This window comes from Gemmatimonas aurantiaca T-27 (assembly GCF_000010305.1).
Classification (GTDB): domain Bacteria; phylum Gemmatimonadota; class Gemmatimonadetes; order Gemmatimonadales; family Gemmatimonadaceae; genus Gemmatimonas; species Gemmatimonas aurantiaca.
Genome location: NC_012489.1, coordinates 757,244 through 782,248, shown reverse-complemented (window position 1 = coordinate 782,248; position 25,005 = coordinate 757,244). Strand labels below are relative to the sequence as shown.

The 25,005-nt window shown below is 65.6% G+C and carries 22 protein-coding genes; 12 read left to right on the top strand and 10 right to left on the bottom strand.

The genetic code is table 11. The annotated features are described in order from the left end of the window. The first annotated feature begins 47 nt into the window (after window positions 1-47). Both GAU_RS03365 and GAU_RS22130 read left to right on the top strand, forming a co-directional pair. Window positions 48-758, top strand: a complete 711-nt coding sequence (locus tag GAU_RS03365; protein ID WP_012682149.1) for an SAM-dependent methyltransferase — start codon at window positions 48-50, stop codon at window positions 756-758. A gap of 216 nt (window positions 759-974) precedes the next feature. Next, a complete protein-coding gene (locus GAU_RS22130; protein WP_012682148.1) occupies window positions 975-1,151 on the top strand; it encodes a hypothetical protein in 177 nt (58 codons plus the stop codon). 92 nt (window positions 1,152-1,243) lie between these two features. On the opposite strand, the gene GAU_RS03360 is transcribed toward GAU_RS22130, so the two are convergent. Then, window positions 1,244-1,561 (bottom strand): histone, encoded by a 318-nt coding sequence (locus GAU_RS03360; RefSeq protein WP_156798883.1) that lies wholly within the window; start codon window positions 1,559-1,561, stop codon window positions 1,244-1,246. 56 nt (window positions 1,562-1,617) lie between these two features. Between GAU_RS03360 and GAU_RS03355 the strand changes: the two genes are divergently transcribed. From GAU_RS03355 to GAU_RS03345, 3 genes are all read left to right on the top strand, one after another. After that, entirely contained in the window at window positions 1,618-2,007 is a 390-nt protein-coding gene (locus GAU_RS03355) for a hypothetical protein (protein WP_156798882.1), read from the top strand. Window positions 2,008-2,291: 284 nt separating this feature from the next. Continuing rightward, window positions 2,292-3,317, top strand: coding sequence for an L-threonine 3-dehydrogenase (tdh, locus tag GAU_RS03350; RefSeq protein ID WP_012682146.1), 1,026 nt, complete (start codon window positions 2,292-2,294; stop codon window positions 3,315-3,317). A gap of 52 nt (window positions 3,318-3,369) precedes the next feature. Beyond that, on the top strand, window positions 3,370-4,566 hold the full coding sequence (locus GAU_RS03345) for a glycine C-acetyltransferase (RefSeq protein WP_012682145.1): 1,197 nt from the start codon (window positions 3,370-3,372) through the stop codon (window positions 4,564-4,566). A gap of 109 nt (window positions 4,567-4,675) precedes the next feature. Here the strand turns inward: GAU_RS03345 and GAU_RS03340 are convergent, their stop codons facing one another. From GAU_RS03340 to GAU_RS03325, 3 genes are all read right to left on the bottom strand, one after another. Next, window positions 4,676-5,284: a DNA-3-methyladenine glycosylase gene (locus GAU_RS03340; protein WP_197526041.1), complete on the bottom strand. Its 609-nt coding sequence runs from the start codon at window positions 5,282-5,284 to the stop codon at window positions 4,676-4,678. Window positions 5,285-5,389: 105 nt separating this feature from the next. Further along, window positions 5,390-7,663 (bottom strand): NYN domain-containing protein, encoded by a 2,274-nt coding sequence (locus tag GAU_RS20315; RefSeq protein ID WP_083765421.1) that lies wholly within the window; start codon window positions 7,661-7,663, stop codon window positions 5,390-5,392. Between the two features lie 41 nt (window positions 7,664-7,704). Then, on the bottom strand, window positions 7,705-9,294 hold the full coding sequence (locus tag GAU_RS03325; RefSeq protein WP_012682142.1) for a class I adenylate-forming enzyme family protein: 1,590 nt from the start codon (window positions 9,292-9,294) through the stop codon (window positions 7,705-7,707). A gap of 40 nt (window positions 9,295-9,334) precedes the next feature. Between GAU_RS03325 and GAU_RS20310 the strand changes: the two genes are divergently transcribed. The 6 genes from GAU_RS20310 to GAU_RS03295 all read left to right on the top strand — a co-directional run bounded on the left by GAU_RS20310 (window position 9,335) and on the right by GAU_RS03295 (window position 15,958). Continuing rightward, window positions 9,335-10,726 carry an ATP-binding protein gene (locus GAU_RS20310; protein ID WP_052574213.1) on the top strand — a complete coding sequence of 464 codons (1,392 nt, stop codon included), beginning with the start codon at window positions 9,335-9,337 and terminating at the stop codon, window positions 10,724-10,726. Continuing rightward, a complete protein-coding gene (locus tag GAU_RS03315; RefSeq protein ID WP_012682140.1) occupies window positions 10,723-11,235 on the top strand; it encodes a hypothetical protein in 513 nt (170 codons plus the stop codon). The genes GAU_RS20310 and GAU_RS03315 overlap by 4 nt, the downstream gene beginning before the upstream one ends. Continuing rightward, window positions 11,232-11,816 (top strand): hypothetical protein, encoded by a 585-nt coding sequence (locus tag GAU_RS03310; RefSeq protein ID WP_012682139.1) that lies wholly within the window; start codon window positions 11,232-11,234, stop codon window positions 11,814-11,816. Before GAU_RS03315 ends, GAU_RS03310 begins: the two co-directional genes overlap by 4 nt. A 9-nt stretch (window positions 11,817-11,825) precedes the next feature. Next, entirely contained in the window at window positions 11,826-13,244 is a 1,419-nt protein-coding gene (locus GAU_RS03305) for a sigma-54-dependent transcriptional regulator (RefSeq protein WP_012682138.1), read from the top strand. A gap of 224 nt (window positions 13,245-13,468) precedes the next feature. Continuing rightward, window positions 13,469-15,298 carry a hypothetical protein gene (locus tag GAU_RS03300; RefSeq protein ID WP_169307577.1) on the top strand — a complete coding sequence of 610 codons (1,830 nt, stop codon included), beginning with the start codon at window positions 13,469-13,471 and terminating at the stop codon, window positions 15,296-15,298. A 12-nt stretch (window positions 15,299-15,310) separates the two neighbouring features. Next, window positions 15,311-15,958, top strand: coding sequence for a hypothetical protein (locus GAU_RS03295; protein ID WP_012682136.1), 648 nt, complete (start codon window positions 15,311-15,313; stop codon window positions 15,956-15,958). A 49-nt stretch (window positions 15,959-16,007) separates the two neighbouring features. Here GAU_RS03295 and GAU_RS03290 read toward each other — a convergent pair whose 3' ends face one another. From GAU_RS03290 to GAU_RS03280, 3 genes are all read right to left on the bottom strand, one after another. Beyond that, the gene (locus GAU_RS03290) at window positions 16,008-16,595 is read right to left on the bottom strand and encodes an HNH endonuclease (RefSeq protein ID WP_012682135.1); all 588 of its coding nucleotides are present in this window, start codon (window positions 16,593-16,595) and stop codon (window positions 16,008-16,010) included. A 229-nt stretch (window positions 16,596-16,824) separates the two neighbouring features. After that, on the bottom strand, window positions 16,825-18,174 hold the full coding sequence (locus tag GAU_RS03285) for an amidohydrolase family protein (RefSeq protein WP_231847951.1): 1,350 nt from the start codon (window positions 18,172-18,174) through the stop codon (window positions 16,825-16,827). A gap of 87 nt (window positions 18,175-18,261) precedes the next feature. After that, on the bottom strand, window positions 18,262-20,415 hold the full coding sequence (locus GAU_RS03280; protein WP_012682133.1) for a penicillin-binding protein 1A: 2,154 nt from the start codon (window positions 20,413-20,415) through the stop codon (window positions 18,262-18,264). A gap of 64 nt (window positions 20,416-20,479) precedes the next feature. On the opposite strand from GAU_RS03280, the gene tyrS reads away from it, so the two are divergent. Beyond that, window positions 20,480-21,766 carry a tyrosine--tRNA ligase gene (tyrS, locus tag GAU_RS03275; protein WP_012682132.1) on the top strand — a complete coding sequence of 429 codons (1,287 nt, stop codon included), beginning with the start codon at window positions 20,480-20,482 and terminating at the stop codon, window positions 21,764-21,766. 71 nt (window positions 21,767-21,837) lie between these two features. On the opposite strand, the gene GAU_RS03270 is transcribed toward tyrS, so the two are convergent. Genes GAU_RS03270 through GAU_RS03260 form a run of 3 tightly spaced genes read right to left on the bottom strand, consistent with a single transcriptional unit; the run spans window position 21,838 to window position 25,000 of the window. Next, a complete protein-coding gene (locus GAU_RS03270; protein ID WP_012682131.1) occupies window positions 21,838-22,998 on the bottom strand; it encodes an aminotransferase class V-fold PLP-dependent enzyme in 1,161 nt (386 codons plus the stop codon). A 50-nt stretch (window positions 22,999-23,048) separates the two neighbouring features. Beyond that, the gene (locus tag GAU_RS03265) at window positions 23,049-23,888 is read right to left on the bottom strand and encodes an ABC transporter permease (RefSeq protein ID WP_012682130.1); all 840 of its coding nucleotides are present in this window, start codon (window positions 23,886-23,888) and stop codon (window positions 23,049-23,051) included. After that, window positions 23,885-25,000 (bottom strand): glycosyltransferase, encoded by a 1,116-nt coding sequence (locus GAU_RS03260; RefSeq protein WP_012682129.1) that lies wholly within the window; start codon window positions 24,998-25,000, stop codon window positions 23,885-23,887. The genes GAU_RS03265 and GAU_RS03260 overlap by 4 nt, the downstream gene beginning before the upstream one ends. Window positions 25,001-25,005 lie beyond the last annotated feature (5 nt).

Sequence of the window (25,005 nt, the reverse complement as noted above, 5' to 3'; positions counted from 1 at the left end):
AGTACGAGCTGTACGTCGAGCGGGAAATCGAGGACTACAAGGACTCGGTGTCGCGTGGCTCGCTCCTGAAGATCGGCGACGAGGCAGTCGAGGCATTGCGCCGGGCTGACCAGATCGCTTTGACGGAGATTCTCGTCTGGCAGGAAGTCGATCGCATCATTGCGCGACGCCTGCGGCTCCCGACGTACGCGACGTGGAAGCGACGCCGGCTCAAGATACTGGCCGAATACCAGCGTCCCGAACATTGGGGTATCGATCCGAACGCGGCGTTTGTCCGGGCCTTGGCGGATTCTGGTGATCGCCATGTGCTGGTGGCGGGCGCGGAGCGTGAAGGGGCCGCTCTCTATCTGGCCGCGCGAGGCGCTGCCGTGACGGCGCTGGAGCCCGCGGAAGAGGCTGTGGAGCGCGTCGTGCGGGCGGCCGAGGCCGCAGGGCTCACCGAGCGGATTCGTGGCTACTGCGCCGATCTGGGCGCATGGGCACCCGATGTGGAGCTGCATGCGGTGGTCTGTTCGCCATCAGCCTTTGCCGGTCTCGATGCCCAGGACCGGGCGCGCGTGATCGAAGTGCTGCAGAGCGCCACGGCCGATGGTGGTGTGCACCTCGTGGAGACGATTGCGGCTGGCAACGACAGCATGCAGGCCACCCCGCGCATCGAAGAGCTGGCATCACGTTATCACGGATGGACGATCTCGGTGGAGCGCAGCACCGGTCTGCATCAGACGTTCATGGCTCGCAAGGAAGCGGCTGTCGCCTGATAGGTACGCGTTCGTGTCACGATGACACGAACAAGCGGGTTTGTGATGTGTCAACAGGACACCCGACGTCCCGGGACAGACCGCAAAAGTCATCACAAAGCACAACAAGACAACAACTTACCGTCCCATGTCAAACATGGCATTGAGCGTGCATTGGAATGCGTTGCAGGCCGGAAGGCCGTAACACTCAACATCCAGGGTGGAGGTTCACCCCTAATGCGTATCCAGCATCTTTTTCAGCAGACTGAAGAGCAGGAACCCCTCGGCATCGTGATCGCAGACGGCGGTCGTGGTGACGCGCTGCCGCGTTTCTCGGCGTTTGTCTGGGGCCCCGTTCCCGAAGATCTCGACGTGATCGTCGAACCCGAACCGCTTGCCGCTGCAGCGTACTGAGCGCTGACGGGATGACGAAGACGTGAAAGGCGCCGGCAGACATGCCGGCGCCTTTCGCGTGTATGGGTACTGCGACGTCGCGAACGACCGAATTACGCAGCGACAGGCGCCGGCGCAGCAACCTTCTTGGCGCGCTTGGCCGTCTTGCGGGTCTTCTTGGCCGCCTTCTTCGCGCCCTTCTTGGCACCCTTCTTGGCCGCCTTCTTGGCGCCCTTCTTCGCTACTTTCTTCGCGCCCTTCTTGGCAGCCTTCTTGGCGCCCTTCTTGGCCGCCTTCTTGGCAACCTTCTTCGCGCCCTTCTTGGCAGCCTTCTTGGCAGCCTTCTTCACCGTCTTGCGAGCGGCTTTCTTCGCGACCTTGCGGCCACCCTTCTTCGCCGCCTTTTTAGCGGCCTTCTTGGCAGGAGCCATTGGAACAACTCTCCTCTCGAGGAGGTGGATCGTGCTCCCTTTCCCCCGGTGGAAAGGTGAGCGCACAAACCGCGCAGCGCATGCGCTGCCACGATTTGCGCTACGCGGCCTCCAGGAGGCGCGCGCAGGCAGGTGTTCGCGTTGAGCGCCGCACGACGGCGCGAGACAACACGAACGAGGTGATGGACTGGCGCGCCATGTCGGCGAGCTGGTCGGCGTGCATTACGGCAGGAGATGGGACGATCGTCGCGAAGGCGACGATCCGGCTCGAACGCTGCGAAGGGCGGACAGCGGAGCACACCATCGTTCCGCGCGCAGGCGCGATCAACGACGGTGAACCGGAGACCCGCTCGGTGGAGCGGCAGGTCTCGGATGAGTGGGTCGCGAGTGCGACGAGGGACTGCGGGTGGAACTCGTGCCGAACTATGGCCACGCGTTTCCGATGAGGACTGCGCGCCCCGAGACGGTGAACTGCAAAACGCTCGGGGAGTTCGATGTGGACAGCGCGCGCAAGTCGTTGAATTGACGCGAATATACGCGTGGATAATTCCAACGCGCAATAGCGCGTATAAAGAACGCGCGCGATTACTAAAGGCAACATCCTCGCCGCGCACCATCCGGACACGATTTCCGCGCCTTCCACCGGCCTGTCGCACATGCGACTTTTCGCCTTCTCAATGCACGCCACACTCTGCGCCGACTCCCGCGTCGGCCTTTCTCTTGGAGCTCCATGAAAGCGCTCGTGAAGCAGACGGCCGGTCGCGGTCTCACTCTCACGGACGTTCCCGTGCCCACCATCCGCGACGACGAGGTGCTCATCCGCGTCCGTCGCGCCGGCGTGTGTGGCACCGACGTGCACATCTACGAGTGGGACGCCTGGGCCGCAGGGCGCTGCAAGCCGCCGTTCGTGGTCGGCCATGAATTTGCCGGCGACGTCGTCGCCGTCGGCAGTTTCGTGGAGACCGTGAAGGTCGGAGACCGCGTCACCGCCGAAGGCCACATCGTCGACGAACGCTCCCTGTTCAGTCGCACGGGCAACGCCCACGCCGATCCGTCCACCCGTATCATCGGCGTCGACCGGGACGGCTGCTTCGCGGAGTTCATCGCGATGCCCGCCACGAACGTCTGGCACCTCGATGATGCGATCAGCTACGACATCGGCGGTATCCACGATCCGATGGGGAACGCCTTCCACACCGCCCTCACCGCCGACATCCCCGGTGCGGTCGTGCTCATCACCGGCTGCGGTCCCATCGGCGCGTTTGCCGTGGGGATCTGCAAGGCCGCTGGCGCGGCCCGCATCATCGCCACCGACGTGAATCCGCGCCGCCTCGAACTCGCCCGCACCATGGGCGCCCACGATGCCGTGCACCCCGACCAGGCGCGTGACGCCGTCATGGCCGCGTCCGATGGTCACGGCGCCGATGTGGTGCTCGAAATGTCCGGTGTGCCCAGCGCCGTGCATCAGGCGTTTGCGCTGGCTCGCCCGGCGGGCCGCGTGAACATGCTCGGCATTCCGTCCAAGACCATCGACATCGACTTCGCCACCGAGATCATCTTCAAGGGACTGACGATCTACGGGGTGGTCGGCCGCCGCATGTACGACACCTGGCACCAGATGTCGCGCTTCATCCGGTCGGGCGCATTCGATCCAACACCCGTCATCACGCACCGCCTGCCACTCGAAGCTGTCGATGAGGCCATGCGCCTCATCCGCAGCGGTGAGGCCGGCAAGATCATTTTCACGATCGACTGAGCCGTAGTACGACCTGAGCCGCTCCGATCGTTTCCCGACTCCGCCCCCGCTGATGTCCGCACTGTTTTCCGAACTCCAGGCCGAACTCGACGCCCTCCAGGCGGCCGGCACGTACAAACACCTGAACCACCTCGAAGGCCCCCAGGGCGCACGTGTGCGCATGGAGGGACGCGGCGAGGTGATCGTGCTGTCGTCCAACAACTACCTGGGACTGGCCAACGAACCGGCGGTGGTCAACGCCGGCATTGATGCGCTGCACCGTTTTGGTGCTGGGACGGCCAGCGTGCGTTTCATCTGCGGCACATTCACGGTGCATCGTGAACTCGAGGCGGCCCTCGCGCGTTTTGTCGGCACCGAGGCGAGCCTCAGCTACGTGTCGGCCTGGAACGCCAACGAAGCCCTCACGCCCTCCATTGCGCGCGAAGGCGATTTTGTCATCTCGGACGCGCTCAATCACGCGTCCATCATCGACTCGGTGCGCCTCGCCAAGGCCATCACCAAGTGCACCACGGCGGTCTACAAACACGCCGATATGGACGACCTGCGCGAAAAGCTGCGCGCCAACAAGGACGCCAAGCGCAAGATCATCTGGACCGATGGTGTGTTCTCCATGGAAGGCGCCATCGCCAAACTGCCCGAGATCCTGCAGATCGCGCGGGACGAAGGAGCGATCGTGGTGATGGACGATTCCCACGCCACCGGTGTGCTGGGCAAGACCGGCCGTGGCACCGCCGAACATTTCGGCGTGGTCGGTGAAGTCGACATCATCACCTCCACACTCGGCAAAGCTCTGGGCGGTGCCGCCGGTGGGTTCATCGCCGGCCCGGCGTCGTTGTGCGATATCATGACGCAGCGCTCACGCCCGCAACTGTTCTCCAATGCGCTGCCGCCCACGGTGGCCGCCAGTGCCTTGGCGGCCGTGCAACACGCGGAAGCGCATCCGGAACTGGTGACGCGACTGGCCGAGAATGCGCGGTACTTCCGCGGCGCCATCCAGGAGGCCGGCTTCCATCCGCTGCCCGGCGAAACGCCCATCGTGCCGATCATCGTGGGCGAAACGGCACTGGCCATCCGCATGAGTGAACTGATGCTCGAACGCGGAGTGTTCGTCACGGGCTTCGGGTTCCCGGTGGTGCCACAGGGCCAGGCACGCGTGCGCTGCCAGGTGAGTGCCGCACACACGAAGGACGACCTCGATGCGGTGGTAGCGGCATTCAAGGATGCGGGACGGGTGGCGGGCATTCTGTAGTCTCAGGTGCCGGACGGTTGCGTCACGTCGGCCAGGACGCACCGGCACGAACGATTCCGTCTCCCATCGCGGCACCGAGGATCGCCGGATCGCATCACCGGCGACATCCTCACGCGGAGGTCTGTCGTTGTGGCGCGATACAGAATCGCAGTGGCCAGTCCACTGCCTTGCTGATGCCGATACGTGGCCCGATCACGACACCATCGTCCGGCACCGGCGGGCCTTCGTAGATGGTGAGCGGCGAGGCCCCCGTCAGCATGAGACCGTCGTGCGCGCGCGTGATGCCCAGCGCCGCGCACAACTTGCCCGGACCATCGCAGAGTGAGGCATCCGTGCGCGCCTTGGGGCGTCGGGCACGCATCACCTCGAGCCCGGCCAATGGCGCGAGAGCCCGAATGAGCACAGCACTGCCGTATCCCTCATCGCCGGTCACGGCGTTCACGCACCAGTGCATGCCGTAGATGAAGTACACATACGCCGTACCGGGCGGCCCGAACATGTGCCAGGTGCGCGCCGTACGTCCGGCGGCCGAATGTGATGCCGGATCGTGGGGGCCGAGATAGGCCTCGGTCTCGATGATGCGACCGGACACCACCTGCGCTCCGTCATCGTGCATCAGCACAGCCCCCAGCAGCTCACGCGCGACGATCGCCGCATCGCGCAGGTAGAAGGATGGCGGCAACGGGGTGCGCATCTCGACGTCATGAGCAGTCACCATGGCAAGCTGGCCCGGGAGTGCCCGGAATGCCATGAAAACATGAAGGGCGTCGACGGTGACCCGTCGACGCCCTCACATGTTCGCCCTCGTCCCGCGGGCTTCACCTCACTTCCGTGCGGCCGCCTTCTTTGCGGGAGCCTTGGCCGGAGCCTTGGCAGCAGCCTTCTTGGCCGGGCTCTTTGCCGCAGGAGCCTTAGCCGCGGTCTTGGCGGCCGGAGCTTTCGCGGGCGCCTTGGCCGGCGTCTTCACCGCCGACTTCGCGGCAGGCGCCTTGGCCGCTGCCTTCGGGGCCGCCGACTTCGCGGGAGCCTTGGCCGGGGCCTTGGCAGCCTTCTTGGCAGCCGTTTTCCGAGCCGCCGGAGCCGGAGCCACGGCTGCACCCTTCGGTGCGTCAGAAACCGCCGCTGCGGGCTCGGTAGCTGCCGCCACCGGGGTCTCCACCACCACCGGCGTCGCCACCGCGGCGGGGATCACCGCCGGGGCTGGCGTCGGAACGACCGCGGCCGGTGTCACCACCGGCGCGGCACCCACCACGCCCACCATCAGCAGCTCGGGGGGCAACCCAGCGCTCTTGCCACGGGCGCCCATACCACGCCCACTGACACCGCGCGCTCCCATGCCACGAGGCGCCGCCGGCTGCGAAGCCGCCAGTGCAGCAGCCGCCGCCTTCTGGGCATCATCCACCGTCTTGAGCTGCTCGACGATGCTGGCCGCATCGGCCGCGCGCGCCAATTCCCAGTCGTCGCCGCGGCGACGCAGGTCGATGAGATTGGCATCATGGGCGTCTTGCAGGATGCGCTCGAACATGCGCGCACTCAGCGACTCGCTGTCGCGACCCAGCAATTCAACGGCACGCTGCCGCGCGGCGCTCGCGCTCGTCACGGCGTCACCGCTCACCAGCGACTCCACCGAACGACGCACCAGATCGAAGGCATCGCTGCGCGTCAGCCGCTCACCACTGCGGCCGACCGTATCAGCCACTGGCGTGCCAAATGGTGCGCCCAACGCATGACCACCCGGCGCCGGTGTTGAGGCAACCGGCGCAACCGCCGTCGGCGCAGCAACCGCAGCTCCCGTATCGGCACCCGGCGCTCCCGGTTCTGCGCCCGACTCGGCGCGCGGCCCACGATCACGGAAACGATCTCGACCACGGCCACGACGACGACCACGATCGCGGCGTTCCGCACGCTCTTCCGCCGTAGCGCCGGCCGCATCATCGGCCGCTTCCGTCGCCACATCACCCTCGGACACACCGGCGGTTTCTTCACCCGGCAACGGCCGGATCCCTTCGGGCACGATCAAACCCGTCTGCGGGATCGCCACTTCGGCAGTCACATCGAGCGGCACCTCCGTTCCATCCGCCGCCGACGACACCTCACCATTCGATGTGCCCTCCTGCGGTTCCCGGTCACGATCAAACCGATCACGACCACGGCCGCGACGGCCGCGACGGCCACGCCGATCATCACGATCGCGCTCACCATCACGCCGCGGCTCGGCATCAGCGGAGGCCGCGGGTGTCGACGGCACGAGCGCCGACGGCGTGCCTTCCGGTGCATCGACTTCGAGCTGACCGCTGTCGAGCTTCGTCACGTGCAACAGGCCGCGCTGCTGCGCTTCCTGCACAAAACGCGAGAACTTGGGATGCCCGAGATTCTTTTCGTCGAACGACGAATCGATCTCCTGCATGACCTGCTTGAGGCGATCGGAACGCATCACGTCACCGTTGCGCTTCATGCGACCGATGGCTTCCGTCACGAGCTGCCACGGATCCCAGCGTGTGGTCTCGTCTTCGCCCGTCTTCACGAGGCCGGCGAGCGCGTTGTACGAGTAATACTCGTCGCAATTCATGACGAGCAGGTCGCTCGACGATTCGCGGATGCCGACGCCGATCACGTACTTGCCGTACTCCTTGAGCTTGATGACCATGCTCGAGAAGTCGGAGTCACCGGAGAGCAACACGAACGTGCCGATCTCCGGGCGCGTGAACACCAGTTCGAGCGCATCGATCGCGAGGCGGATGTCGGTCGCGTTCTTCTTCGACGAGCCGTAGGCCGGCGCGAAGATGAGGTCGATCGACGCCTCGGTGAGCGGCACGATGTACTGCGGGTAGCGGCGCCAGTCGGCGTAGGCGCGGCGCACCGCCACCTTGCCCTTCACGATATCCGACGAGAGGAGATTCTTGAGCTCCTCCTGCAGATCGGAGCGGATGCCCATCGTGACGTTGTCGAAGTCGATGAGCAACGCGGCATTGGGCGCGTGCGCCGGCGGGGCGGCATTGGGCGACGTCATGGGGGCGACGGCCTGCGGCCCCCGATGGAACGGCGCAACGGAACGGGACGGCGACGGCGCGCCCGACCGGGGAAGATGGCGACTCATGAACCAGCCTGGATTTGAAACGGTGTGATCGAGCGCATCGCCTACAGCGCCGTGGCGCTCAGGGCATTCGCACTCAGCGCGATCGCGCGCGAGAGCTCTCGCCGACGCACCTTGCCGCTCCCGGTCATCGGGAACGCGTCGAAGAAGCGGACGAGATCGGGAACTTTGTCGGCAGCCATCGTATCGCGGGCAAAACGCTTGATCTCGTCGCCCGTGATGACTGCCCCTTCCACCGCAACGATGCACGCGCAGACCAGCTCTCCCATGACGTCATGGGGCACGCCGATCACGCAGACATCGTCCACTGCCGGATGCGCCCGAAGGCGATCCTCGATCTCGCGCGGGTAGAGCTGCAACCCGCCCCGCGAGATGGTTTCCTGCCGACGGCCCAGGATGCGCACGCATCCGTCTTCGTCGATGATGCCGAGATCTCCGGTGAGGAAGAACCCGTCGGGCGTGAGCACCTTGGCGGTTTCGGTCGGCATCCGGAGATAGCCGCCCATGATATTCGAGCCGCGCACCGCGAGCTCGCCCACCGCTTCGGGTCCGTGCAACTGTCCGGACAACAAGTCCATCGCCATCACCTCGATGCCAGGCATCGGGACGCCAACGGTATGCAGCCGCCGTTCCTCACTGTCATCGAGCCGGGTCACGGTGACCGCGCCACCCGTTTCCGTGAGGCCCCACGCCACCAGCACATCGCACCAGCGACGCACTTTGCGCACCAGCGCTTCCGCCACTGCGCTGCCGGCCATCAGACCGGTGCGGATGGCGCGCAACCGCGCTGGATCGAACGCACTTTCGCGCATGAGCAGGTGGTACTGCGCCGGAACACCCAGCAGCACCGTGGTCTGCGTGGTCGCCATGAGCGTCAGGGCTTCCGGTGCATCGAACGACGGTTGCAAGACGATCGTCGCACCGCTCACCATCGTGCCAACCATCGCACTGAACCCGAAGATGGCACTGAACGACACCAGCGTGAGCACCCGGTCGTCCGGCTGGACCACCAGCACGGCCGCCGTACGGACGGCGTTCTCCACGATGGCGCGATGCGAAAGCTGCATCGCCTTGGGCTTGCCCATCGTGCCCGACGTGTACATCAACGCGAGATCCCGCGTGTCTTCATCGGACGCACGCGGCGGCACCGGTCGGCCGGCCCCACGGGAGATCAGGTCTTCGAACTGAAAGATCCGATCGTCGTACCACAAATCCTCTTCCCCGACCGTGACCACGTACTGCAGGTCGGGCAGGTCGCCGAGCAGCTCCTCGAAGCGCTGCAGGTAGTCGACGCCGTTCCATCGTTCGATGGTGACCACGGCACTCGCTTCGGCATGCCGGAGCTGATAGCGCAGGTCGTGAATGCTGAGCTGCGGGCTGACCGGCACCACCACCGCGCCGAGCTTGGCCGCGGCCAGTGTGGCCACGATCCACTCGATGCCGTTGGGCAGATGCACGGCGATGCGATCACCGGCTCCCAACCCCAACTCCGTGAACGACACGGCCAGGGCGGACGCGTCAGCGTCCACCTGTCGGTACGTCCATGTCCGTGCTCCATTCGTTGCCAACACACGCTCAGGAGTGTCCTGGGCGCGCTGTTCGACGAGAGGGGCGAGGGACCACGAGGTTGCCATCTCACTCCGGGATCGGGTACAGCCACGTAAATTACTGACTATGAACGAGATGCGGAAGCAGACCGCCACGAAACCGGACGCCGAGCCCTCGCGTACGGCATCCCGTCCGGGATCTGCTGCGGAATCCGCCCTCGATCCCCTCGCCTCGCGTGAGGGGGTGCGGGGGCCAGGTCACGCGGCGCCCCGAGACGGTACGCGTGCTCCTTTTCGTACGCGCCTGTTTGCGATGTTGTTGCTGTTCGCGCTGATCCCCACGGTCGTCGTCACGCTGGCGTGGACCGGGCTCGCCGCCCGGACACTCTCGCTGCTCTCGGCGCGATCAGCGTGGGAACGCATTGCGCACAGTGGCGAGGAGGCCCTCCGGGCCGTCGACCGGGCTCCGCTGTCGCCGGCGCAACGGCAGGCGCTCGAGCGGCATGAGGCCGAGTTGCGTGAGTCGGCGCAGTTGGCCCGACGGTTCGATTTTGTGGCGGGGCGTTCGATGCGCCTGGTGCTGGTGGGCGGATTGTTTGTGGTGGTGCTGGTGGCCATCGGGGCCTCGCGGGTGGCAGGACATCTCAGCCGACAGCTCAGCCGTCCGCTGGATGAGCTGGTCGGCTGGACAGGGCTGGTCCGCATGGGGCGGCCTATTCCGGAACAGACGGATCGCCGCGGCGCTCCGGAGTTCGAAGTACTCAGATCGGGGATGCGCACCATGGCCATGGAACTGGAAACCGGGAGACGCCGCGCGCTGGAAGCGGAGCGCGCCGAGGCATTCCGTGAGTCCGCCCGCCGCTTTGCGCACGAACTCAAGAACCCGCTGACCCCCATTCGGTTCGCCGTGGATCGGCTGCGACGCCAGGCTCCCGAAGAACTGCGTGACACCGTGGATGTCCTGGCCGAAGAAGCGGCACGCCTCGAGACCATGGCGCGCAGCTTTGCCCAGTTCGGTCGGTTGCCCGATGGCCCACCGGCTGAAATCGATGTATCGGAGCTGGTCACCCGGGTGGCACGGGCCGTGGTGCCTGAGCGACTCACGCTCGACCTGTCCTGTGGCGAGGAGTTGCCGCTGGTGGTCGGTTTCCACGAGTCGCTCGTGCGGGCGGTGACCAACATTCTCATCAACGCGGTCGATGCCACACCCGGCGCCGGTACCATTCAGGTCGCGGTGTACCGAGAGCCGTCCATGGTCGCGATCCGCATTGGCGATTCGGGCACCGGCATGACGCCGGAAGTGCTGCAACGCATCTTCGAACCGTACGTCACCACCAAGCCGGGTGGCACAGGTCTGGGCCTGGCGATCGCGCGGCAAACGATCGAAGCCCACCGCGGCACGGTGGTGGCATCGAGTATCGTCGGCCACGGCACGGTGATGCTCGTACGACTCCCGATTGGGACAGACACATCCGGCGGACCACGCTCGCCGATGTCGAACATAGGAGTGGGCACATGACACAGGGTTCAGGGCAGCAGCGCGGTGACGCCGCCGCACCGCAGATCTCGGAGCAACCGGGCGCAGGCGGCGAGCGGGTGATCACCGTGCCCGATGGCAAAGGCAACGTGAACCGCATCGTCATCAACGATCAGGGCATCAGCATCAATGGTGAGGAAGTCGGTGGAGCCGCAGCCCGCGCCATCACCGAAGCCTCCCGCCGACCGGAGTTCGCACCAGCACGGGCCCGCAAGGATGTCCCCAATGGCGCCATTGCCGTCATCGCCATCGGCTGTTCCATGGTCGTGGCGATAACGCTGGGCAGTCCGCTGGTGCGCTCTTTTGCCCGCTGGCTTGATCGCCGCGGTGATCAGTCGCGCACGCCCAATGATGTCGCCCAGCGCCTCGCGGCGATCGAACAGGCGGTGGAGCTCGTAGCCGTGGAAGTCGAACGCATCAGTGAAGGACAGCGATTCACCGCCAAGTTGCTGGCCGAGCGGTCAGCCCAGGACATGGAGCGGGTACGATGATGCAGCAGGCCGGTCAGCCAGCGCGGTCACTCGATGGCGCGCAGCTCGAAAAGGAGATCAACGAGGCCGTGCGTGCTGCCATGGAAGGCGCGCGCGATGCGACGCAGGCCGCACGCACGGCGGCCCAGGATGCCGCACGGGCAGAGGCCCAGGCGCAGCGGCAGCCCGGCACCATTGTCTTTCCCACCAATGGCCCGGACCCCGATATCACGGTGCGCGTCGATGGTCTCGGCATCCATGTGCAGCAGGGCCAGACCAGCACGACGGTGCCCATTCGCGATGTCGTACCCGATGGCTTGGTGAAGATCTCGTGGGCGTTCGCCGCCGCCGTGGGATTTCTCTGCATCGGTTGGCCGATTGCGCGGGCCATCGCGCGGTACATCGATCGTCGCGGCAGTGCAGCCGCGCAGGAGTCGGCACTGCGACAGCAGTTCGAATCACGCTTCGAGAACATGGAACGCAATCTCGACACGGTGGCGGTGGAGATGGAAAAAGTCTCCGAGGCTCAGCGTTTCACCACGCGGGTGCTGACGGAGCGCGGTGAGCCGGTGCCCGTGTCGTCACACACGGCGTCGCGCTAGTTCACGGCCGTGCCCAGCGTCCTGATCGTCGACGACGAACCCAATATCCGGCGTATGGTCGGAGCGTTGCTGAGCTCCGAAGGCTACGACGTGCGTGATGCCTCCGACGGCTCCACGGGTCTCGCGCTTGCCGAGACCTCGGAGCCGGACGTGGCGCTGATCGACCTGATGATGCCGGGCGATCTGGACGGGCTGGGCTTGCTGGAAAAGCTGCGCGAGCGACGCCCGGACATGCCGGTGGTCATGATGAGCGGGCGGGCGGCGCTCACCGACGCGGTGCGTGCCACCCGACTGGGGGCATTCACATTCCTCGAAAAGCCGCTCACGCCTGAGGGCGTGCTGCTCGCACTGGCTTCGGCGTTCGAGTTGCGTCAGGCGCGACGGGCCGCAGCCGCCCTGCGCGAAGATCTGGGCATCTCCGGCGAGATGATCGGCGACTCGCCCGCGATGCGCGACGTGCGGGCGCTGCTCGCGCGTGTTGGCCCCACCGATGCCCGCGTGCTGATCACCGGCGAGTCCGGCACCGGCAAGGAACTCGCGGCGGCAGCCTTGCATGTCTCGAGCGCCCGTCGGGATCGGCCGTTTGTGCGCGTCAATTGTGCGGCTATTCCGCGCGATCTCGTGGAGAGCGAGATGTTCGGGCACGAGCGGGGCGCGTTCACCGGGGCCACTGAGCGCCGCATTGGTCGGTTCGAGCTGGCCCATACGGGCACCCTGTTTCTCGACGAGGTCGGTGATCTCGGGGCCGAAGCCCAGGCCAAGCTGCTGCGAGCGATCGAGGCGCGTGAGATCGAACGTGTGGGTGGTGGAAAGCCGATCAAGGTGGATGTGCGCATCCTGGCAGCCACCAACAAGGATCTGACACGTGCCGTGGCCGACGGCAGCTTCCGAGAGGATCTGTTCTTCCGTCTGAACGTGATCCCCATTCACTTGCCGCCGCTGCGTGACCGGCCGGGCGACCTGCCGGCACTGGTGCGTCACTTCTCGGCACGTCATCGCACCCGCACCGGTCGGCCGCTGGTGCAGTGGCACGAAAGTGCGCTCGGGGCGCTCAGCGCTTACCGGTGGCCCGGCAATATCCGCGAACTGGCCAACGTCGTGGAACGGTTGGCCATTCTGCACGCCGGCTCCGAGGTCACCCGCACCGAAGTGCGTCAGGTGCTGCCCGAAACAGCGGCGCTGCCCGGCGCCACGTCGGCCGTGCCCTCGGGTACCGAGGCGGGAACGGAGGTGGACACGCCGGATCCAGCATCGGCAGCGCACATGCCCCTCAGTGATGCCCTCGATGCCTATGAACGACGGCTGATCTCGGCGGCACTGGCGCAAAGTGATGGGAATGTGGCCGAAGCCGCGCGACGACTGCAAACGGACCGCCCCAACTTGTATCGTCGGATGCGACGGCTCGGGTTGGCATCAGCCCCCGAGTAGTCGTTCGTCGTTTCCGGGATTCGTCATTTTCAAACCATTTGCTGGTGTGCAACTGTCGGGGCTCCGCGGTGCGTTGCACTCCGACACAGGCGTGTCTCTCTGAAGGACGCATGCCACACTCTGCTGGGAGGGGAAAGGCCAATGGTACGTGTCTTGCTCTCTCGGGCAGCGACCTTCAGATGGAGTTCATGATGAATCCCCCCGCCCGTCCCTCCGGTCAACTCATGTCCATGTCCCGTTCGCGGTCTGTTCTCCCCCCCTTGCTGCGCGCCGCATTGCTGTTCACCGCGATGATGGCGGCGCTGATCCCCATGTCCGGGATCGAGGCGCAACGGGACAGCGGTCGTGATGGCAGTCGTGACAATCGCGCCAGCGACCGCCGCATCGGTGGCGTTCCGCGCGATGTGGCGCTCGAGGTGACTCGCATCTTCAACGCCGCATCCACCCGACGCGTGCGCGGGGAGTTCAACCTCGCCTCCACCGACACGGTCCGTGGCGACCTGGCGGTGCTGGATGGCAATACGCGCCTCGCCGGCGTGGTCACAGGCCACGTGGTGGTTCTCAATGGTGATGCCTTGTTGGTGGACGGCTCACGCATCGATGGGTCGCTCACCGTGCTCGGTGGCACCTTCGAATCTCCGGAGCGCCCCAACGTCACGGGTGAGATCCGCGTGTGGAGCGCCCGCTACCGATACCACGAAAGTGCCGACACGCTGGTGGCCGATACCGATTTCTTCGGCCGCTGGTCGCAGTGGGTGCGTGATGAACGCTCCAACAGTTCCGAAAGCCAGTTGTTCGTGACCACCGCCCACACGTACAATCGCGTGGAAGGTCTGCCCATCATCATTGGGCCGCGCTTCCGGGCACGGGCAGAGGACACGCGCATCAGAGCCGAGCTGTTCGGGATCTTCCGGACCGGCGACGGCCTGCGTTGGGATCGCGAAAACCTCGGCCACCGCGCGCTGTTCGAAGTGCGTCAGGGCAATCGCCACGGGGTGGCCGTTGGCGGTCGTCTGTTCGATGAAGTGGAAGCCATGGAGCGTTGGCAGCTCACCGACGCCGAAGTGGGTCTCAACGCGTTCCTCTTCACGCGTGACTATCGTGACTACTGGCAACGCCATGGTGGGCAGGGATATGTGTCGCTGTTCTCCGGGCGTGGTTCGGAACTGCGCGCGTCGTATGGCCGCGAACGCTGGAGCAGCCGGCGCATGCGCGACGTGTGGTCCATCTTCTCGGGCGACACACCATGGCGGGTGAACCCGGCGGCCGATGAAGGCGTGATGGACCTGCTCACCGTGTCTGCGGTGCTCGACACACGTACCAACCCGGAGAATCCCCGCTCGGGATGGTATCTGCGCGGTGAGTGGGAACGCGGCTCCGGCACCATCGACCGATTCGGCCCGTTGACGGCGGGATTGCGCGGCATCCCCACCGAACCACAGGGCAGTGTCGAAACAGAGTACTCACGCGCGTTCGTGGACCTGCGGCGCTACAACCGCCTTGGACCGCAGGCGCAGCTCAACATGCGTGTCGTGGCTGGTGGTTGGGTGAACGGCGATGCCCTGCCCATTCAACGACGGCTCGCCGTCAGTGGCATCGATGCACTGCCGGGCTTCGACTTCCGGCGCATGATCGGCAGCAATGATGTGGGCACCTGTGCCACGGGCGACGAGAGCGCCTACATCGCGCTTGGACGGCCCGCGCAGTGTGACCGCATGGTGCTGGCGCAGCTCGAGTGGAAGGGCGACTTCCGCATCAACCTGTTCGGCGATGACAACTACGGTGATCGTCGCTGGGGATTCAACGGTGTGCGCGGCGATGGCACGTGGGTGATCTTCGCGAACTCGGGACGCGGCTGGCTGGTGAGTGATGCCGGCAGCCCGACCATCGCGGACCTCACCTTCGGCCGCAGCAAGTTGCCGCCGATCAGCGGCTGGCGCACCGACATTGGCGGTGGTTTCGACTTCGGCAGTTTCGGCGTGTACATCGCGCAGGCGGTGTCCGAGAGCGGTCAGTCACCCAACGTGTACGTGCGCTTGTCACGTCGCTTCTGATCTGAATTTCTGGTGCGCTCGATCCGCCCCCTCCTGCGCTTCGTGGTTGCACTGCTGCTCCTGGTGAGCAGCAGTGCCGCCGCATGGGCGCAGGGGAAACCGGAGATCGATATCCGTATCAGCCCGACGAACTATCCGCCGGTGATTGCCGTGCGCGGGGTGCTGGCCGAAAAGCCGTTCGACGAAATGGTCCGCAGTGGATTTCCCGCGCGCCTGCACGTCCGCGCGGAACTCTGGTCGGAAGGTCGTTGGTTCGACGATGTGAATGGCCGCGCCGAGTGGGACATCATCGTGCGTTATGACGTCATCGATCGCAGCTATGAGGTGGTGCGGCGTGTGGCCGGCGCCATCACCTCATTGGGGAGCTACACACGTTTTGCTGACGCGCGTGCAGCGATGGAACTCGCGTTTGCCCCCGCACTGCCGTCCCCGCCGCGTGGCAAAAAGAGCTACGTGCTCGTGCAGGCCGAGTTGCAATCGCTGCAGGTGAGTGATCTGGACGAACTCGATCGCTGGCTACGAGGTGAGGCGGCCCCCGCCGTGCAGGGTAAGCGCAGCCCGGCCTCGGCGCTCACACGCGGTGTGCGCACACTCGCCAGCCGTTTGTTGGGCGGCGAGGTGCGCAGACTGGAAGCCCGCAGTCCGTCGACCTTATTCTGACCAACCCATGCGGGGAGCCCGGTGCAGGTGCACACCAGGCCCCGGGCGCTCAATGCGCCGCGCGCACCGGGGTTCCGTGTTCGATCTTCTGCAGTTCCCGCAGCGTGTCCTCACCATAAAACGTGCGGATGTACTGCGCCTGGATCGGGGTCAGGCGTCGCACCGCCCACGACAGGTGCACAAAGTGCGGCTCGGTCGGCACGTGCAGGGGCACCATGCCGATTTCCGCCGGCAGGCGATTCGCCTTGCGGGTGTTGCAGGAGCTGCAGGCGGTGACCACGTTCGACCATTCGTTGGTGCCACCGCGCGACATCGGAATGAGATGATCACGCGTCAGGGATTCGCGCGTCTTCAGTTCATTCGAGCGACGACCACAGTACTGACACTGGTAGTCATCACGCGCGAACAGAAACGTATTGGTGACCTGACGGCGGAAGCGACGTGGCACATGCACGAAGCGGGTGAGTCGGATCACGGCGGGGCGCGGGAACGCCCGCTTCTCCGACCGCACCGGCACTCCACGCTCGGCTTCGACGATTTCCGCTTTCCCGTCGATGACGAGACGCAGGGCCCGCCGCAGCGGGACCATCGTCAGTGGTTCGTACGACGCATTCAGTGCGAGACATCCGGCGATCACGCCCTACCCTCCGCTGAATTGCTGCAGTCGACCTGATGTCCCCAAAAACAAATCCCCGCTGGTGCGTCGACTCGGAGGCCGGCCGGCAAACAGCGGGGAATTGGTGGAGACTAGAAACGCGCCATCCGAAGAATGACCGTGTCCCTGGAAGCACTCCGACGCGGACTACTGGGCGGCCTGCGACGGCTCTGAAGGAGCTGGACACGGTGGATGCGCATCACGAAGCATATCACGCCGGACCGCGATGCCGCCACTGCTCGAGGCGCGATGCCGCTGCGACCAGTCGTGTCATACTGCCGTCGATCAGTGAGGCGGCACCCACTGTCACCGATCCGTTACGGACGAGCACCGCGCCGGCCACACTGACAAACGACGCCTCGGCACGCCCTGCCAATACGTGGACCAGCGTGACGGCCGGGTCAAAGACCGGCCCCACCAGCGCCACATCCAGCGGAAACGCCACGAGATCGGCGGCCTTTCCCGTGTCGAGCGTTCCGATCACGTCTCCCAATCCCAACGCATCCGCACCACCCTGGGTGGCGAGACGCAGCGCGGTGTGGGCATCGAGGGAATCGGGCACGCCGGAACGGACCGCGTGCCACAGCGTGGCCTGGCGCGCTTCGTCGAGCAGATGCATGCGATCGTTGCTGGCCACCGAGTCCGAACCCAGACCAACCGCCACGCCGTGCGCGAGCATGCGATCGAGCGGCGCGATTCCGTGACCGAGTTTGGCGTTCGAGATCGGGCAATGCACAATGCGCGCACCACGGTCGGCCACACGCGCCAGATCTTCATCGTCCACGCGAATGGCGTGAATGAGCAGTGGCCGGCATGCCAATACGCCGCAGGCATCGAGCAGCGCGATGGGTGAGCGCGCCTGCGGTGCCACGGCAATGCCACGCGCCTGCAATCGCTCGGCAAAGGCCCCCGCGCCGTCACGCACGAACGCGGTTTCTGCTGCGCTCTCCGCGATGTGCACCGCCATCGGCAAGGCCTGCTCACGGGCCAACGTCGCCGTGGCCGCAAAGAGCGCGGCGCTCACGGTGTACGGCGCATGCGGTGACACACCGACCTGCACCAGCGATGTATCCTGCGCGCGCAGCGTCAGTACCCGTTCCTGCAGGCGCGCAATCGATGTCGCACACTGCGCGGGATCGGGACCAAACACCTCCACGTAGCCGATACCACGCACGCCCAGTTCGTGCATGGCCTGTAGCGGCGCCGCCGAGTCCGTGGTGTCGGCCATCGTGGTGATGCCATGCCGAAGGGCTTCGGCGATGCCCACCCGCGAGGCGTCGACGAGATCGTCCATCGTCAGCAGATCGCGGCGCACCTCCGTGAGCGTGCGCAGCCAATCGCGAAAATCGAACCCTTCGAGAAACCCACGGAGTGTGGTGAGCTCGAGGTGGGTGTGCGCATTGACCAGGCCAGGCATGAGCACGGCCGCCCCAAGGGCCTCGACCGGCACCGCATCCGTGATTTGGGGAGGCATCTCCCGCACGGCGCCAACCCAGCGAATGATGCCCTGCTCCACCAGCACACCACCGTTCCGGATGGGTGCCGCGGAGATCGGCAGCACCCAATCTGCGGTGTAGAGTGTGGCCTGTCCTGCGGGCGACCCTGCGGGTTGCCCCCTGTGCGCGCCGACGGTCATGCCGAACGTTCGCTACTGCGGCGGAATGCGAAACGGATTCGTCGTGTCTCGCATGGAGCGGATGCGCGCGCTGTCGGCACTCATCGGCGTGGGGCCGGAGGCATCGCTGCAGCTTTGCGTGGGCTCATAGCCCTGCACGAAAAACTCCGTGACCACGGCACCAAGGCAACTGCTATTGGCCAGGCGACCCGTGGCCGCATCGACCTCGCGCGTGACCACACCATCGGGGCGGGGCCAGTCGGGCGGCTGCGGCTTGCGGCGATACACCTCGGTCATGAATGCAGCCCATGCCGGAGCGGCCAGTTCACCACCCTGCGCGTTCGATTTGATCTTCTGCGGACGATCGAAGCCCATCCACACACCGGCCACCAGATCGGCCGTGTACCCGATGAACCAGACGTCGGCGCCATCGTTGGTGGTGCCGGTCTTGCCGCCCGCTGGCACACGGAACCCATTGCTCCAGATGCGTGCCGCCGTGCCACGCACCACCACGTCCTTCATCATGCTCACCATCAGCCACGCTTCTTCCGGCGACAGCACCGCCTCGCGGTTCGGCGTGGGCTTCCAGATCACCTTGCCTTCGGCATTCTCCACCTTGAGGATGGCGTGGGGCGTGGTGTGCAATCCGAGATTGGCAAACACCGAGTAGGCGCCGATCATCTGCACCGGATACACGTCCGCCGAGCCGATGAAGATGGACGGATACGGCGGGATGGGTGTGCTGATACCGAAACGCCGAGCCATCGAGATCACCGCATCCGTACCCACCGCCATGCCGGTGCGAATGGCCGGCACGTTACGCGACATGTACAGGGCGCGACGCAGCGGCACATTGCCCTGGAACTTGAGATCGTAGTTCTGCGGGGTCCACGTCTCGCCGCTCACCTGATCGAGCGAGATGGGCGAATCGTCCACGACCTGCGACGGTCCAAATCCTTCGTGTATGGCCGTGGCATACACCACCGGCTTGAAGGTGGAGCCGGGCTGCCGCAGCGCCTGCACGGCACGATTGAACTTGGAGTCACCGAAGTCACGTCCGCCCACCATGGCGCGCACGGCGCCACTGCGCGGATCGATGGCCACGAACGCGCCCTGGAGGTATGGCGCATTGGCTGCCCCCCGCTCGCCGCCATCGGCACTACGGGCGAGATACGCTTCGTAGGTCAGGTGCTTGTACGCGCCATGCCGACCTGCCTCAATGGCCTGCAGTTGGTTCTCGAGGGCACGCTCCGAGGCCGTCTGCATGTCCACGTCGAGTGACGTGTAGACCTTGAGCCCTTCATCGTAGAGACGCTTGCCGAAATGCGCTTCGAGTTCCTGGCGCACCCACTCCACGAAGTACGGCGCGATATCTCCCGACTCGCTGCGCTCGGCGAGCTGCAACGGGTACGCCTTGGCCAGTGAGGCGTCGGCGTCGTTGATGGCGCCACCGCGGCGCATCAGTTCCAGCACCGTGTTCCGACGCTGGATGGCACGATCGGCAAACCGGCGTGGGTTGTAGCGTTCAGGCCCCTTCAGCAAACCAGCCAACACCGCCGCTTCGGCAACCGTGACATCGCGCACCGACTTACCGAAGTAACGCTGCGAGGCAGTCTCCACGCCGTAGGCGCCGTTGCCCAGATACACCTGATTGAGGTACAGCTCGAGGATCTTGTCCTTCGAGTAGCGCATTTCGATGGCACGGGCGACGCGGGCTTCCTTCACCTTCCGGAGCAGCGTCTTCTCGCGCGAAATGCGGTCGGAGAACACGTTGCGGGCCAACTGCATGGTGATGGTCGAAAAACCCTGCGCGTAGCCACCGGCGCGAATGTTGCGCAGCGCGGCGCCGAAGATACGGAAGTAGTCGATGCCGGCGTGCTGATAGAACCGGCGGTCCTCGGTCATCACCACGGCATCCCGGACGTGCTTGGGGATGTCCTGCAGGCGCACCAACGTACGGCGCTCGAGGCCAAGTTCGGTGATGAAACGCCCGTCGGCGGCGTAGACCTTGGAGGTCTGGCGCGGGACGTACTGCTCGAGCGCGGCAATGGAGGGGCAGCGACCGCTGCGGCAAATAACCGCCCAGGCGCCGGCCAGCACGCCGACCCCGATCGCTCCGCCAAAGAGCCCGATTACCAGCACCCACCCGATCCAGGGGCGGCGCGTCAACATCGATGAAAGTGACATAACAGTCCTGAAGGCTACCGACCGGGGCCGCGACGCGCCACGTCGGGACGGTTATCTTGCGCTCATGTCTGCACGCCCATCACTACTCGACGAGCTCGCGTGGCGCGAGCTGATCAGCCAACACACCGAAGGCCTGCCGGCGGCACTCGCCGCTGGCACCGTCTCCGGATACTGCGGCTTCGATCCCACGGCCTCCAGCCTGCATGTGGGGAATCTCATCCCCATCATGGGGCTGATGCACCTCCAGCGCGCGGGGCATCGCCCGTATGCGCTGGTGGGCGGCGCCACGGGCATGATCGGTGACCCGAGCGGTCGGGCCAGTGAGCGGGTGTTGCAGGGGCTCGACGCCATCCACAGCAACGCCGAGGCCATTCGTGGCCAGCTCAGTCGCTTCCTCGACTTCGACGGGCCTCGTGGTGCGAAGCTCGTGAACAATGTCGACTGGCTGTCCAAGCTGTCCGTGCTGGACTTCCTGCGTGAGACCGGCAAGCATTTTTCGGTCAACTACATGCTGGCCAAGGACTCGGTGAAGTCCCGCATCGACGGCGGCATTTCGTACACCGAGTTCTCGTACATGCTCCTGCAGGCGCACGATTTCTGGGAGCTGAACCGCTCCGAGGGTGTGACGCTGCAGTTCGGCGGCAGCGATCAGTGGGGGAACATCACCGCGGGCCTGGAATTGATCCGGCGCTCGGGCGGCGCCGACTCCAACGGTCTGACCTTCCCGCTCATCACCAACGCCGACGGCTCCAAGTTCGGCAAGAGCACCGGCGGCGGTTCCGTGTGGCTCGACCCGGAGCGCACCTCGCCGTACCAGTTCTACCAGTTCTGGATGGGCGCGGACGACCGGGACGCCTCACGCTATCTGCGCTACTACACGCTGTTCTCGCTGGACGAGGTCACGGCACTCGACGCCGAAGTGCGTACCGCGCCCGAGAAGCGCGCCGCGCAGCGCGCGCTTGCCGTGGAAGTCACCAGCCGTGTGCACAGCGCCGAAGCCGCGCGAGTGGCACAGGAAGTGTCGGCCCTGCTGTTCGAAAAGGCCGATCCGCAAGCACTGTCCGGTGAGGCGCTGAAGGCTCTGCGCGCCGAGATCCCGTTCGCCGAGTACGAACCGCCGGCCGAAGGCGCTCCGGCGGAAGGCATCGATGTATATCAGTGCCTCACGCTGCTGGGCATTGCAGCGTCGCGTGGTGCCGCCAAGCGGCTACTCGAGCAGGGTGGTGTGAGCGTGAATGGCGTCAAGCTCGGCGCCGCCGATCGCGTGGTGGGCGAAGACCGCCTGCTACGCGACCGCCATCTGCTGGTGCGAAAGGGACAGCGCGAGTTCGGACTGATTCAGGTTCCGTAACTGCAACAGCGGGGGGAACACTGATCTCTTATTTGTGTGATCAGTGTTCCCCCCGCTGTTTTTTCTCCAGATCAGCGAGTTTGGTCGAGCAACGCCAGCACCCGATCGATCTCGTCGATGGTGTTGTAGCTATGCGGCGACAACCGGATAGCCCCCTCGCGCACCACATGAATCACCTGCGCGTTCTTGAGCGCGGTGGCCATCTCGTCGAGCCGCTCCGGTGCAAATGACAGAACGCCAGCCCGACGTGCCGGGGCGGCTGGCGTGACCAGACGCACATCGCGACGACTGGTGGCCCATTGCACGACACGATCGCCCAGACGCTCCAGATGGGCGGCAATGCGATCCACGCCCAGCTCCAGCAGCAGAGCCGTCGACGCGTTGGCCGCCGCAAAGTCCTGATAGGCGAGTGTCACCACTTCGAAGCGACGGGCGTCGTCGAAAAAGTCGAATTCGTAGTCGGTGAGGCGCGTGTAGTCGACGGACGCCTTCATGCACGCCCAGCCCACATCATGCGGCTCGAGCGCCGTCACGAGTTCGCGGCGCACATAGACAAAACCGGTGCCCCATGGGCTGAGCTGCCACTTCTGCGCCCCGCTCGCAAAGATGTCCACCGGTAACGCATGCAGGTCGATGGGGCGCACCCCGCAGCCCTGGATGCCGTCGACAATGAAAAAGATGCCACGTGCGCGACAGGCGTTGCCGATCCGTGCGAGGTCGGCCACGAAGCCGTTCGCGAACTGCACCCATGAAACCACCACGGCGACCACATCGGAGCGATTGCCGATGGCTTCGAGCAGCGCATCTTCATCCGGAATGCCGTCGCGCTTCGGGATGAGGTCGAGCGTGATCCCCCGAGAGCCCAGCGCCTGGAACGGGTACACGCAGCTCGGAAACTCTCCATCGAACGTGAGAATCACACCGGGACGCAAAGGAAGCGCCCGGGCCGCGAGATTGAGCCCATATGTGGTGTTCGGCATCAGCGCGATTTCATCCGCGTCGGCACCCACCAGCGCCGCAAACTGCGCGCGCGCCGTAGCGGCAGCCTCCTGCATCAGCGGAAATGGCAACTGATGAGGACGCGACCGCATCGTGGCCCATTCCGCCGTGACTTCCACCGTGCGCTGCGGTAGCGGCCCGACCGATGCGGCATTGAGGTAGATGGCCGGATCCGTCGCCATCCACGGGTATTCCTGCGCGCGCAGTGCAGCGACATCAAGGATCGACGACATAGGTTCGCCAGTGTGGAGAGTTCAAACAGGCCGAGAGGCCCGCCAAGGTGTCAACTGCGTCGTTCGGCGCGTGGATCGAGTGCGTCGCGCAAGGCATCGCCGAGCAGGTTGAAGCCCAGTACGGCCACACCAATGGCCAGACCGGGCGCGAGTGACGTCCAGGGTGCGTTCCGCAACTGCGAGAGATCCCGTCCGTCGGCAATCATCGCCCCCCAACTCGGGGTGGGGGGTTGCACGCCCAAACCCAGAAACGACAATGCCGCCTCGGCCATGATCGCACCGGCGATACCCAATGTGCCGGCGATGATCACCGGTGCCACCACATTCGGCAGAATATGTCGCGCCACAATGCGACCATCGCGCGCGCCCAGCGCTCGCATCGCCTGCACATACTCGAGTTCTCGCACCACCAGCACCTGACCACGCACCAGGCGCGCCATCGCCGCCCAGCCCACCACACCGATGACGACGCACACCACCGTGAGCGATGGCTCGAACGCCGCCGCCATCGCGATGAGCAACAACAGACTCGGGAAGGCCAATGTGACATCGGCGAGCCGCATGATCACTTCGTCTGTCCATCGCCCGCGATACCCGGCGACGAGGCCCAGCAGTACGCCAATTCCGAGCGCGATCCCCTGCGAGGCAATGCCCACCAGCAGTGAGACACGGGCACCGAAGATCAAGCGGGCCCACACATCGCGTCCCTGTGCGTCGGTACCCAGCCAGTGCGTACCCGATGGGGCCTCGAGCGTGTGCCGCAAGTCGATGCGTGACGGATCGTGCAGCGTCACGAGCGGAGCCGCCACCGCCAGCAGCACCAGCAACACCACCACGGTGGCCCCGATCCAACTTCGGCCATCACGACGCAATCGGTCCGCGGCACTCATGATGAGGTCCGCGTTGATGCGCCCGCGGACGTGCGCGCTGACGGCCCCGCCGCCCTGGCAAGCTGCGTGGCGGCATCGTCCACGAAGGCGTTCCATCCATGTTCACGATCGGCCTTGCTGCGCGCCGCTTCATCCATGGCACGACGCTTGGTGCGGTCCCCCAGCAGGCGGGCCAACTCCATCACGATCGAAACGGCCAGTGCGGGTGCCGTCGCGCTGTACGGCACCTCATCGAGCACACCGGTGATGGCCGGCGCCACCAGCACAGACGCCGCGGCATCGTGCGTCATCACCACGGGCAACCCCTGTCGCATCGCGGCCAGAGTGCAGATCGCACCAAGATCCCCCTGGTCGGCCACCCACAGTGCGGTCGCGCCCCGCTCGGCCAATGACAGCAACGACTGCAGCGGGCGGATCGACAAAGCGGATGTGAGGTTCAACGACGCGGCATGTACCCGAGCCCCCTGCATCACCGCCACATCGCCCAGCAAGGTCACTTTCAGCGCAGGATGACGCGTACGCAGGTGGGCCGCCGCCCGCAACGCGGTGGCCGTATGCACGTCATAGGGCGGGGGCTCCGTGGAGTCCTCACCGGGTGTCGCAAACGGTGGGAGTACGAGCAACTCGGAACTCACGCCCGACTCGCGAATCTCGTCGGCGGGAGCAGCCCCGGGCCAACTCAGTGCCGGTGCGCGACGCCCCCACTCCACAATGCGGGCGCGGCTTCGCCCAAACGACCAGCCTCCGTTCGCCTCGTCGGTGTCGGCCTGACCGCGCTCGTCGAGGGCCACCAGGCGCACCACACCACCGCGTGATCCCATCGCGGCGGACGCGAGCCGGGCATCGGCCTCCGATCGCACCAGCATCACATCGGGTCGCAGAGCGCCAACCACCTCTCGCACAGCCGATGTGTGTCGAGTCGATCCGATGGAGCCGAACGTCCGGAGTGTAAGACGCGGCCACTCGACGGAAACCTCACGGCCCACGGCACTGCCCTGCACGCAGGCCAGTGCCACTACATCACCACGTGCGCTCAATGCGGCCGCGAGATGCAGCAATAGCTGCACATCGGGTGTGTAGCGCGGTGCCGTCGTCAGCACGAGCACGCGCATGGCCG

Bases quoted from the DNA above. Each gene is read 5' to 3' on its own strand.
- GAU_RS03265 (WP_012682130.1), bottom strand. From the start codon at position 23,888: ATGAGTGCCGCGGACCGATTGCGTCGTGATGGCCGAAGTTGGATCGGG.
- GAU_RS22130 (WP_012682148.1), top strand. From the start codon at position 975: ATGCGTATCCAGCATCTTTTTCAGCAGACTGAAGAGCAGGAACCCCTC.
- GAU_RS03360 (WP_156798883.1), bottom strand. From the start codon at position 1,561: ATGGCTCCTGCCAAGAAGGCCGCTAAAAAGGCGGCGAAGAAGGGTGGC.
- GAU_RS03325 (WP_012682142.1), bottom strand. From the start codon at position 9,294: ATGGCAACCTCGTGGTCCCTCGCCCCTCTCGTCGAACAGCGCGCCCAG.
- GAU_RS03310 (WP_012682139.1), top strand. From the start codon at position 11,232: ATGATGCAGCAGGCCGGTCAGCCAGCGCGGTCACTCGATGGCGCGCAG.
- GAU_RS20310 (WP_052574213.1), top strand. From the start codon at position 9,335: ATGAACGAGATGCGGAAGCAGACCGCCACGAAACCGGACGCCGAGCCC.
- GAU_RS03345 (WP_012682145.1), top strand. From the start codon at position 3,370: ATGTCCGCACTGTTTTCCGAACTCCAGGCCGAACTCGACGCCCTCCAG.
- GAU_RS03280 (WP_012682133.1), bottom strand. From the start codon at position 20,415: ATGTCACTTTCATCGATGTTGACGCGCCGCCCCTGGATCGGGTGGGTG.
- GAU_RS20315 (WP_083765421.1), bottom strand. From the start codon at position 7,663: ATGAGTCGCCATCTTCCCCGGTCGGGCGCGCCGTCGCCGTCCCGTTCC.
- tyrS (WP_012682132.1), top strand. From the start codon at position 20,480: ATGTCTGCACGCCCATCACTACTCGACGAGCTCGCGTGGCGCGAGCTG.
- GAU_RS03340 (WP_197526041.1), bottom strand. From the start codon at position 5,284: ATGGTGACTGCTCATGACGTCGAGATGCGCACCCCGTTGCCGCCATCC.
- tdh (WP_012682146.1), top strand. From the start codon at position 2,292: ATGAAAGCGCTCGTGAAGCAGACGGCCGGTCGCGGTCTCACTCTCACG.
- GAU_RS03315 (WP_012682140.1), top strand. From the start codon at position 10,723: ATGACACAGGGTTCAGGGCAGCAGCGCGGTGACGCCGCCGCACCGCAG.
- GAU_RS03260 (WP_012682129.1), bottom strand. From the start codon at position 25,000: ATGCGCGTGCTCGTGCTGACGACGGCACCGCGCTACACACCCGATGTG.
- GAU_RS03270 (WP_012682131.1), bottom strand. From the start codon at position 22,998: ATGTCGTCGATCCTTGATGTCGCTGCACTGCGCGCGCAGGAATACCCG.
- GAU_RS03300 (WP_169307577.1), top strand. From the start codon at position 13,469: ATGTCCATGTCCCGTTCGCGGTCTGTTCTCCCCCCCTTGCTGCGCGCC.